The following is a 9,372-nucleotide window of genomic DNA, read 5'->3' as shown; positions in this document are numbered from 1 at the left end:
CCCCCGCGGTGCGGGGCGCGAGGACGGCCCGGGGGCGGCCGGGCGCTCGGGGCCGGAGGGCGTCGCCACCGTCGGCGCCCGCGGCGCCCTGGCGGAACTGCCCGTGGTGGCCTGCAAGCTCTACCAGGCCGACGGGCGCCAGCGGCAGGTCTCCGACCTCGAGGCCGCGCTGGCCACCGCCCGCGCCGACGGCGGTTTCGTCTGGATCGGCCTGCACGGGGCCAGCGCCCGCGACCTGCAGCGCCTCGCGGTCCCCTTCGGCCTGCCCGCCCTGGCGGTCGAGGACGCGATCAACGCCCACCAGCGCCCGAAGTTCGAGCAGTACCCCGACCTGACGTTCGCCGTCCTCAAGCCGGTCCGCTACGTCGACCACGACGAGGTCGTCGACATCAGCGAGGTGGCCGTGTTCGTGGGGGCGCACTTCCTCATCACGGTCCGCCACGGGGAGTCCTCCGTCGTCGCCGACGTCCGCGCCGAGCTCGACGTGCCCGAGCTGGACCTGGCCGCGCTCGGGCTGCAGGACGGCGAGGTCGACCTCGACGTGCCGCTGCCCGGCGGGCCGCACGCACCGGCCCCGGCGTCGGTGCTGTACCGGCTGCTGGACCACGTCGTCGACGGCTACGGCGACGTCGTGGAGGCCATCGCGGTCGACGTGGAGGACATCGAGGAGCAGGTCTTCAGCGGCGGGGAGGACGAGCACGCCGAGCGCATCTACAAGCTGAAGCGGGAGGTGCTGGAGTTCAAGCGCGCCGTCGTGCCGCTGGTGAACCCGTTGCAGCGGCTCGTGGAGGGCGGTCCGGTGGGGCCGCGGGCCACCGCGGTCGCGGAGGAGAAGCGGCCCTACTACCGCGACGTGCTGGACCACCTGCTGCGCGCGGCGGACGCCGTCGACGGCTACGACCGGCTGCTGACCGACGTCCTGCAGGCCCACCTGACGCAGGTCAGCGTCCGGCAGAACCGCGTCACCGCCCAGCAGAACGAGGACATGCGCAGGATCTCGGCGTGGGCCGCGATCGCGCTGGTGCCCACGGCCATCGCCGGGATCTACGGCATGAACTTCGAGCACATGCCGGAACTGGGCACCCGCTACGGCTACCCCGTGGTCCTGGCCGTCATCGTCGCCGTCTGCGTGGGGCTGTACTTCCTCTTCCGCGCGAAGAAGTGGCTGTGAGCGGCGGCTGGGGAACGGCGCGGACGGCGCGGACGGCGCGCCGGCGCCGCCGGTGCGAGGATCACCGCATGGCCGACGAGCAGCCCGACGTCTACGACCTCGACCGCATCTCGCACGCGGTGCTGGCCATGGACCCCGACGACGTGCGGCGCCTGGTCGCCCGCGAGGAGGGCGGGCCGTGGCTGGCCGGCCCCGACCACGGCGACGGCCGCGCGCTGGGCGTGCACCCGGCCGTCGGCGGGCACGGCCTGACCGTCGAGCGCACCGACGCGATCGAGCTCGTCAGCCGCGTGCTGGACCACCGCCTCGCGGAGGGCGCCCTCGACGAGCAGCAGCACGACCAGATGCTCACCGAGGCCGTCGTCGGGCTCAGCCTCCTCTAGCGCCCGGCCCGCGGGCCCGGCGGCCCGTCAGCCGGTCGGCTCGGACACCGGCGTCCCGTCGGCACCGCCCTGCCCGCCGTCGGTGCGCAGCGTCGGGTCCGCGGGCTGGTCGGCCTCGTCGACCCCGTCGGCCGCCTCAGCCCCGTCGGCCCCGTCAGCGCTGGCCGGGTCGGGCACGACGTCGCCGGAGGGGTCGCCCCCGCCGTCCTCCTCGCGGGCGCACTCGGCGGCCTCGCGCCCGGCGAGGCCGACCCGCTCGTCGATCTCGTCGACGACCGCGGGCAGGTCCGCACCGGGTGGCGACGGCGCCTCGCGGGGCACGGGGGCGTCCTGGGGTCCGTCGCTCATGTCGCGTCCTCTCCGGTGGGGGCGGTGCGCCTCCACGCTAGCCGCGCGAGCGCCCGTCGGCGGCCCGGGTCGCTAGGGTCCGGACGTGGCGCACGAGGACGTGGCGCAGGGTGGCGCGAGCAGCTGAGGGGGTGCCGCGGTGGAGCGGGGACCGGGCGCGGGGCTGGGCGCGACGTTCGACACGGTCGCGGAGCTGTACGAGCGGGTGCGCCCGAGGTACCCCGCGGCGCTGTTCGAGGACCTGGCGCTCTCGGCGGGGCTGGCTGCCGGGGCCCGGGTGCTGGAGGTCGGGGCGGGCACCGGGCAGGCCACCCGCGGGCTGCTCGAGCGCGGCTGGCGCGTCGTGGCGCTGGAACCGGGACGGCGACTGGCGGCGGTGGCGCGGCGCGTGCTCGCCGGGCGCGGGGACGTCGAGGTCGTGACCTCCCCGTTCGAGAGCTGGGACCCGGCGGGCCGGGAACCGTTCGACCTGGTGGTCGCGGCGACGTCCTGGCACTGGCTGGACCAGCGGACCGCGTTCTCCCGCGCCGCGGACCTGCTGCGCCCCGGGGGTTCCCTGGCGATCGTCACCACCGAGCACGTGGCCCCGCCGGACGGCGACGACTTCTTCCGGGTCGTCCAGCGCTGCTACGACGAGGTCGGCATGGGCGACGGCGGGGACGGCCCGGTGCCCCCCGAGCAGGTGCCCGCCCCCGACGTGGCGGCGATGCTCGCCAGCGGGCGCTTCGGGCAGCCCGTCGTGCACCGCCACGTGACGAGCCGGGAGCACACCGCCGAGGAGTACCTGGCGCTGCTGTCGACCTACTCCGGGCACATCGCCGCGACGCCGCAGCAGCGGGAGAGGCTGTTCGCGGGGATCCGGGAGCTGATCGAGGCCCGCCCCTCCGGCACGGTCCGCAAGCACGAGCTGAACCTGCTGCAGGTCGCCCGCCGCACGAGCTGACCCCGCGCGGGAGCCGGCTCGTGCGGCGCGCCGTCCCCGGTCGTCAGCCGGCGGTCGCCGTGGCGGTGGGCGTCGCGGTCGGGCTGCTCGTCGGGGTCGCGGTCGGGGTGGCGGTCGGGGTGGCCGTCGGGGTGGCCGTCGGGGTGGCCGTCGGCTCGTCGATCGGCGCCTCACCGCCGCGGCCGTTCGCGTGCAGCCGGGTGGCGGTGAGCGTGCCGTCCCCGCTGCGGGTGCAGTGGACGCTGACGTGGTCGCCGGCGCGCAGGTCGGACACCCGCACGGTGGCGCCGTCGCGGCGCAGCACCGCACCGGTGGCCAGCGCGATGTCCATGTCCTGCCCGCGCAGCGCCTTGTCGCGGCCGCCGCGGACGGTGACGGTGACCTCGCCGGCGGCGGCGTCGACGGCGCTGAGCGTGCCGACGACGACGACGTTGCGGGCGCCGCGCGGGCCGCGGGTGATGGTCGGCGCGCTGCCGGTGGGCACTGCGGTGGCCGTCGCGGTTCCGGTGGCGGTCGCCGTCGCCGTGGCGGTTCCGGTCGCGGTGGCCGTCGCGGTGGCCGTCGCGGTGGCCGTCGCGGTGGGGCGGGCGGCGGGCTGCGGACCGCCGGTGCGCGCGGCCGCGACGGCAGCGGTGGGGACGGCCAGGGCCGCCGCCAGGGCGACCGACAGGCTGAGGGTGGTGGTGCGGCGCATCGTGGTGTCCTCCTGGTGGCCGGGCCACCTCACGAGGTGGGTCCCCTGGCTCCGCGTCCCCGCCTCGCGGCGGGTCCGCCCTTGTCACGACCAGCATCGGCGCGCCCGGTCGACGGCTCGACCGTCGCGGGCGCGCACCACCCCACCGGCGGCAGGCGGCGGCCGGGGCCTCACCCGCGCGGCGCAACCCGGCTGCGCGCGGTGCGGGCGGCGGCCGCGGGAAATTCACCTGAACGGCGGCAGCGGAGTCGGTAGCGTTCCGGCCGCACGGTCCGGGGGGAGCGTGCGACCGCGCGGCAGGGGGCCGCGCGCACCACTGGGGGGAAACCGATGACCACGCACGGATCCACGCTGCCCGCGAACGACCGCACCGCCCCGCCCGGGGCGCCCGCCGCACCGGCGGGGGTGGGCAGCACCCGGCGCGGGTTGCTGCACTGGGCGGCGGCGCTGGGCGGCGGGACGCTGCTGACCGCCTGCGGCAGCAGCACTTCACCCGCTGCACCGGCCGCGGCGCCCGAGCGCCCGGACCGGATCAGCGATCCCGAGCAGGCGCTGGAGCTGCTGCGCGCGGGCAACGCCCGCTTCAGCGCCCACCCCGAGCAGCACACCACCCACCCGGCCGCGCACCGGCTGCGCATCGCCGAGGGCCAGCACCCGTTCGCGATCGTGCTCTCCTGCGCGGACTCGCGGGTGCCGCCGGAACTCGTCTTCGACCAGGACCTCGGGGACCTGTTCGTGGTGCGCACCGCCGGGCAGGTCGTCGCACCGCCCGTCCTGGGCAGCATCCAGTACGGCGTGGAGCACCTGCACGTCCCGCTGATCGTCGTCCTGGGCCACGAGTCGTGCGGCGCGGTGGGCGCCACGCTGGAGGCGGTGCGGACGGGTTCCGCGCCCTCGGGCACCGCGATCGACTCCCTCGTCGAGGCGATCCGCCCGGCCGCCGAGCAGGCCCTGGCGGAGACCGACGCCGACAGCGGTTCCGAGGCCGACGAGGCGCAGCACCTGGCCGAGGCGGTGCGCTTGAACGTGGCCGCCGAGGTCGCGCAGCTGAGCGCGGACCCGCTGCTCGCGGAGGCCGTCGACGGCGGGCACCTGCGCGTGGTGGGCGCCACCTACGACCTGCACGAGGGCACCGTCACGTTCCTGTAGCCGCCCGCGGGCCGGCGCTGCGTAGGCTCGCCACCGGACCGCCGGCCACCCGGGCGCCAGCGGCCGGAGAACCGGAGGCCCCGTGGCCGAGTCCCCCGCCCTCGCCGAACTCGCCGTCGTCCGGCGCTCCGGTCTCGTGGAGAGCCGTCACCTCGGGGCGCTGCTCGCCCTCGACGCCGACGGTTCCGTCGCCGCCGCGCTGGGTCCCGTCGACGAGCCGGTGCTGCCGCGCTCGACGGCCAAACCGCTGCAGGCGCTGACGTGCCTGCTGGTGGGCGCTCCCCTGGAGGGGCCGGCGCTGGCGATCGCCGCGGGCAGCCACACCGGCACCGACGCGCACGTGCAGGTCGTGCGCGCGGTGCTGGCCGAGGCCGGGCTGGACGAGGACGCGCTGCGCTGCCCGCCGGACCGGCCCCAGGACGAGGCCACCCGCGACGCGCTGGTGCGCGCCGGCGAGGGGCCCTCCCGGGTGCGGATGAACTGCTCCGGCAAGCACGCGGCGATGCTGCTGGCCTGCCGGGTCAACGGCTGGTCCACCGGGGACTACCTCTCCCCCGGCCACCCGCTGCAGCAGCGGGTGCGGGCGGTGACGGCCGAGCTGACCGGGGCACCGGTGCTCGCCGACGCCGTCGACGGCTGCGGCGCACCGCTGTTCGCCACGACCGTGCGCGGTCTGGCGACGGCGTTCCGCGCGCTGGACCTCGCCGCCCCCGGGGAACCCGCCGGCCGGGTCGCCGCCGCGGTGCGCGCGCACCCGGAGTTCGTCGGCGGTCCCGGCCACCCGAACACCGAGGTGGTGCGGCGGGTGCCGGGCGTGCTGGCCAAGGGCGGCGCGGAGGGCGTGCTCGGCGTCGCCGGCCCCGGCGGTCGGGCGGTGGCGCTGAAGGTCGCCGACGGCAGCGCCCGCGCCACCACCCTGGTGGCGCTGGAGGTCCTCGCCGGTCTCGGCGTCGACGTCTCGGGCGCCGGCGACCTGCGCGCGGTGCCGGTGCTCGGCGGCGGGGAGCGCGTCGGCGAGATCGCCCCCGGCGCCGCCGTGGCGGCGTGGGCGGCCACCCGGTGAGCGGCCGGTGAGCCGCCGGTGACCCGCCGGGTGATCCGCCGGTGACCGCGGTCGAGGTCTGCCTCGACGACGTCGAGGGGGCGGTGGTCGCGCAGGAGTGCGGCGCCGCCCGCGTCGAGGTCTGCGCCGCGCTGTCCGAGGGCGGCCTGACCCCCAGCGCGGGGTTCCTGTCCGCGCTGCTGGCGCGGGTGTCCCGGCTGGAGGTCGGCGTCCTGGTGCGCCCGCGGGCCGGGGACTTCACGTGCTCGCCCGCCGAGGTCGACGTCCAGCTCGCCGACATCGCCGCCGTCCGCGCCCTGCCCGCCCCGCCCGGTGTGCGCCTGGGCGTGGTCGTCGGCCCGCTGCGCGCGGACGGCGGCGTCGACACCGCCCTGCTGGCCCGCTTCGTCGAGGCCGCCGGGGACCTGCCGGTGACGTTCCACCGGGCCTTCGACACCCTGGCGGACCTGCCCGGCGCGCTGGAGCAGCTCGTCGGCGCCGGCGCCACCCGGGTGCTCACCTCCGGCGGCGCCCGCACCGCGGTGGAGGGCGCGGACGTCCTGGCGGACCTCGTCGCGCGCGCCGGCGGGCGCATCGAGGTCGTGGCCGGCGGCGGGGTGCGCGCCGCGAACGCGGCCGCCCTGGTGGCCCGCACCGGCGTGCCCGCCGTGCACCTGCGCGCCGCCGCACCCGTCGCCGCCACCGCCGCGCCGTCCTCGACCGCCGTCAGCTACGACGTCCCGCGCCTGGCGACCGCGCCCGACGTCGTGCGCGCCGTCGTCGCGGCCCTGGCGGGGCGGTGAGCGCCGCGCCGGTCAGTGCGCGGTGTGCACGAGGGCGTGCCCGCGGCCCCGGCCGATGAGCAGGCGGTTGACGGGGACGGTGACGACGAAGGCCACCGCGAGGGCCACCGCCATCGCGCCCCAGAACAGGGCGCCGCCCAGCCCGGCGTCCATCGCCCCCGGGACGCCGAGCATCACCGCGTTGTCGACGACCTCCATCGAGACCAGGGAGACCGTGTCGGCGGCCAGCGCGGTGCGCAGCGCCCGCCGGAACGGCAGCCCCGAGCGCAGCAGCGGCCGGATCGTCAGGGCGTAGCCGAAGACGAAGGCGAGCGCGACGGCGAGGGCGACGCTGGGCACGTCCGCCCAGCCCCACCACGTCGCCAGCGCCATGCCGAGGACCTCCCCGATCGCGCAGCCGGTGAGGCAGTGCAGCGTCGCGGACACCGCCGCACCCCACAGCCGACGGCTCCTGGCCGCGTCGTGGGCTGCGTCGTGGGCCGCGTCGTGCGCGCTGCCGTCCACCGTGTCGTGCGCGGCGCCGGGCACGGGGTCCGCGATCTCCACCGGGCCCTCCTCACGCCGTCCGGGCGGGCTGCCCGACGAACGTCAGCCACTGCAGCGCGTAGTCGGCGACCTCCCGCCACCCGGAGTCCACGACCAGCGAGTGCCCCTTGCCGGGGAACTCCTCGTACTCGGTGATGCTGGAGGCGGCGCGGTAGCGCGCGGCGATCGCGCGGGTGGTGACCGCCGGGACGGTGCGGTCGCGCCCGGCGCCGATCACCAGCAGCGGCCCGCGGTCGGCGCCGGTGCGCACGGCCGCCGGGGTGCCCGCCAGCAGGTTGGCCACCGCCGCCTCGAACAGCGGCCGCCCCGGCGCGGGGATCGTCCACCGCGCGTGGATCTCGTCGGACTCTGCGCGGGGGACGGCGTTGGCGAAGGTGCGCGCGAAGCGGTCCGCGGACTGCGAGTTCGTGCCGCGGAGCTGGGCGGGGTTGCCCAGCACCGGCAGGGCGTTCCACAGCTGCACGACGGGCAGGCGCAGCACCCCGCGCATCTGGGCCGGGTCGACGGCGACGGCGGCCCGGGCCAGGCCCTCGCCGAGCAGCTTCTGCGCGACGAGACCGCCGAAGGAGTGCCCAACGACGATCGGCGGGACGTCCAGGGCGTCGATCACCTGGCGGAAGCGCTCGGTGACCTGCTCGACGCCGACCCCGGCCAGCGCCTCGGGGTGGGCGCGGGTCTCGGCGACGGTGGCGCCGTCCCCGGGCCAGCCGGGGGCGTGGGCGGCGTAGCCGGCGGACTCGAACAGCTCGACCCACGGCTGCCAGCTGCCGGCGTGCAGCCACAGGCCGTGGACGAAGACGACGGGGGTGCGCCCGGAGGCGTTGGCCCGGGCGGCGAAGCCGAGGTCCTGCGCGGTCGGGGTGCTGGTGGTGGGCTGAGCGGTCACGGTCCTTCTCCCTCGGTCCGGTGCGGCGGGAGCGGCCCCCGCCGACGCCTCCACCCTGGCGTCGCGGGCCTCGACGGATCCCACAGCGCCTGCCACGATGCCCACGCATCCGGCCACGTCCGGCCGGCACCTCGCCAGCTGGAGGGAGACCCGTGCGCCCGGGCAGACGACCCCCGACGAGTCGCGGCCGCGACAAGCACGTCATCGCGCTGCTGGTGCTGCCGGACACCGTGGCGCTGGAGCTGGCGGTGGCGCAGCAGGTGTTCGGCCGGCGCATGCCGTCGCTGGCCGCGGTGACCGGTGACGTGGAGACGCCCTACGAGGTCGTGCTCGTCGGCGAGGCGGAACGGCACGTGCTGCCCACGGGGATCGACCCCGGCCCGCTGGCGCCCCTGGAGACCGCGCTGAGCGCGGACACCGTCATGGTCCCCGGGCTGGAGGAACCGCTGGCCGAGCGCTCGGAGCGGCTGTGCGCCGCGGTGCGCGGCGCGCGGGAGGCCGGCGCCCGCATGGTCTCCTTCTGCGGCGGCGCGTTCGTGCTCGGCAGGGCCGGGGTGCTCGACGGCAGGACGGCCACCACGCACTGGCTGCTGTCGGAGGAGTTCCGCGCCGCGTTCCCGCGGGCCCGGCTGGCCGCGGAGAACCTGTGGGTCGACGACGGCCCGGTGCACACCTCCGGCGGGATCCTGTCGGCCACCGACCTGGCCCTGCACGTCCTCGCCCTGGACCTCGGCAGCGCCTACGCCAACGACTTCGGCCGCATCCTCGTCAGCGCTCCGCACCGGCCCGGCGGGCAGTCGCAGTTCGTCAAGGGTTCCCTGCGCGCGGACGAGCGCACCGGGGTGGAACCGCTCCTGGCGTGGATCCGGCAGAACATCGCCGAACCCCACACGCTGGCCTCGCTGGCCCGCCACGAGCACGTCAGCGAACGGCACCTGGTGCGCCGGTTCCGCGCCGCCACCGGCATGAGCGTCTTCGACTGGATCGCCGCCGAGCGCATCGACCGGGCCAAGGTGCTGCTGGAGACCACCGACTTCCCGGTCGCGCAGGTCGCCGCCATGGTCGGGTTCGGCAGCAGCGAGAGCCTGCGCCGGGGCTTCAGCCGCCTCGTCGGCACGACGGCCGCCGCCTACCGGGCGGCCTTCCGGGCCGAGCCCGTCCCTCCCTCCCGGCGCGCGGGCGCCACGGCTGCCGCCCCCGTCCGCCTCGCCGAGCGCACGGGAGCACCCGTCCTGGTGTGAGCGGCCGGCCGACCCTGGCGCGCCCGTCCGGGTGAGGACGGGTCAACGCCGTCCGCGGGGGCACCGATGACACGGCATGGACCACCTCCCCGAGCGCGCGCACCGCGCGCACGACGCGGGCGTCTGGCCCGGGGAGCTGGTCGAGGGGATCGCCGAGGAGCGGCCG

11 protein-coding genes are annotated in these 9,372 nt (G+C 77.5%); 7 read left to right on the top strand and 4 right to left on the bottom strand.

Annotated features, from left to right (window positions below; genetic code table 11):
* Window positions 1–88: 88 nt before the first annotated feature.
* Complete coding sequence (locus tag GTQ99_RS15185; protein WP_205707551.1) at window positions 89–1,171, top strand: magnesium and cobalt transport protein CorA; 1,083 nt, start codon at window positions 89–91, stop codon at window positions 1,169–1,171.
* A gap of 68 nt (window positions 1,172–1,239) precedes the next feature.
* A complete protein-coding gene (locus GTQ99_RS15180) occupies window positions 1,240–1,554 on the top strand; it encodes a hypothetical protein (protein ID WP_166616577.1) in 315 nt (104 codons plus the stop codon).
* Window positions 1,555–1,581: 27 nt separating this feature from the next.
* Here the strand turns inward: GTQ99_RS15180 and GTQ99_RS15175 are convergent, their stop codons facing one another.
* The gene (locus tag GTQ99_RS15175; protein ID WP_166616576.1) at window positions 1,582–1,902 is read right to left on the bottom strand and encodes a hypothetical protein; all 321 of its coding nucleotides are present in this window, start codon (window positions 1,900–1,902) and stop codon (window positions 1,582–1,584) included.
* A gap of 139 nt (window positions 1,903–2,041) precedes the next feature.
* Between GTQ99_RS15175 and GTQ99_RS15170 the strand changes: the two genes are divergently transcribed.
* On the top strand, window positions 2,042–2,845 hold the full coding sequence (locus tag GTQ99_RS15170; RefSeq protein ID WP_166616575.1) for a methyltransferase domain-containing protein: 804 nt from the start codon (window positions 2,042–2,044) through the stop codon (window positions 2,843–2,845).
* A gap of 43 nt (window positions 2,846–2,888) precedes the next feature.
* Here GTQ99_RS15170 and GTQ99_RS24415 read toward each other — a convergent pair whose 3' ends face one another.
* The gene (locus tag GTQ99_RS24415; RefSeq protein WP_205707548.1) at window positions 2,889–3,539 is read right to left on the bottom strand and encodes a hypothetical protein; all 651 of its coding nucleotides are present in this window, start codon (window positions 3,537–3,539) and stop codon (window positions 2,889–2,891) included.
* Between the two features lie 330 nt (window positions 3,540–3,869).
* Between GTQ99_RS24415 and GTQ99_RS15155 the strand changes: the two genes are divergently transcribed.
* The 3 genes from GTQ99_RS15155 (at window position 3,870) to GTQ99_RS15145 (ending at window position 6,533) form a co-directional block, all read left to right on the top strand.
* Window positions 3,870–4,688, top strand: a complete 819-nt coding sequence (locus tag GTQ99_RS15155) for a carbonic anhydrase (protein ID WP_166616574.1) — start codon at window positions 3,870–3,872, stop codon at window positions 4,686–4,688.
* A gap of 82 nt (window positions 4,689–4,770) precedes the next feature.
* The gene (locus tag GTQ99_RS15150; protein ID WP_166616573.1) at window positions 4,771–5,751 is read left to right on the top strand and encodes an asparaginase; all 981 of its coding nucleotides are present in this window, start codon (window positions 4,771–4,773) and stop codon (window positions 5,749–5,751) included.
* Between the two features lie 41 nt (window positions 5,752–5,792).
* The gene (locus tag GTQ99_RS15145) at window positions 5,793–6,533 is read left to right on the top strand and encodes a copper homeostasis protein CutC (RefSeq protein ID WP_166616572.1); all 741 of its coding nucleotides are present in this window, start codon (window positions 5,793–5,795) and stop codon (window positions 6,531–6,533) included.
* A gap of 12 nt (window positions 6,534–6,545) precedes the next feature.
* Here GTQ99_RS15145 and GTQ99_RS15140 read toward each other — a convergent pair whose 3' ends face one another.
* Window positions 6,546–7,079: a DUF4396 domain-containing protein gene (locus GTQ99_RS15140; protein ID WP_338075020.1), complete on the bottom strand. Its 534-nt coding sequence runs from the start codon at window positions 7,077–7,079 to the stop codon at window positions 6,546–6,548.
* Window positions 7,080–7,089: 10 nt separating this feature from the next.
* Entirely contained in the window at window positions 7,090–7,965 is an 876-nt protein-coding gene (locus tag GTQ99_RS15135) for an alpha/beta fold hydrolase (RefSeq protein ID WP_166616571.1), read from the bottom strand.
* A 152-nt stretch (window positions 7,966–8,117) separates the two neighbouring features.
* On the opposite strand from GTQ99_RS15135, the gene GTQ99_RS15130 reads away from it, so the two are divergent.
* Window positions 8,118–9,206, top strand: a complete 1,089-nt coding sequence (locus tag GTQ99_RS15130) for a helix-turn-helix domain-containing protein (RefSeq protein ID WP_166616570.1) — start codon at window positions 8,118–8,120, stop codon at window positions 9,204–9,206.
* The last annotated feature ends 166 nt before the right edge of the window (window positions 9,207–9,372 follow it).

The organism is Kineococcus vitellinus, assembly GCF_009906315.1.
In the GTDB taxonomy this organism is placed as follows: Bacteria; Actinomycetota; Actinomycetes; order Actinomycetales; family Kineococcaceae; genus Kineococcus; species Kineococcus vitellinus.
Note: the sequence above shows the minus strand (reverse complement) of the source record. Positions and strands in the feature narration are given on the sequence as shown.

What these genes read in the sequence shown, in the direction of transcription:
- GTQ99_RS24415 (WP_205707548.1), bottom strand. Translation starts at nt 3,539, where the DNA reads ATGCGCCGCACCACCACCCTCAGCCTGTCGGTCGCCCTGGCGGCGGCC.
- GTQ99_RS15155 (WP_166616574.1), top strand. Translation starts at nt 3,870, where the DNA reads ATGACCACGCACGGATCCACGCTGCCCGCGAACGACCGCACCGCCCCG.
- GTQ99_RS15180 (WP_166616577.1), top strand. Translation starts at nt 1,240, where the DNA reads ATGGCCGACGAGCAGCCCGACGTCTACGACCTCGACCGCATCTCGCAC.
- GTQ99_RS15175 (WP_166616576.1), bottom strand. Translation starts at nt 1,902, where the DNA reads ATGAGCGACGGACCCCAGGACGCCCCCGTGCCCCGCGAGGCGCCGTCG.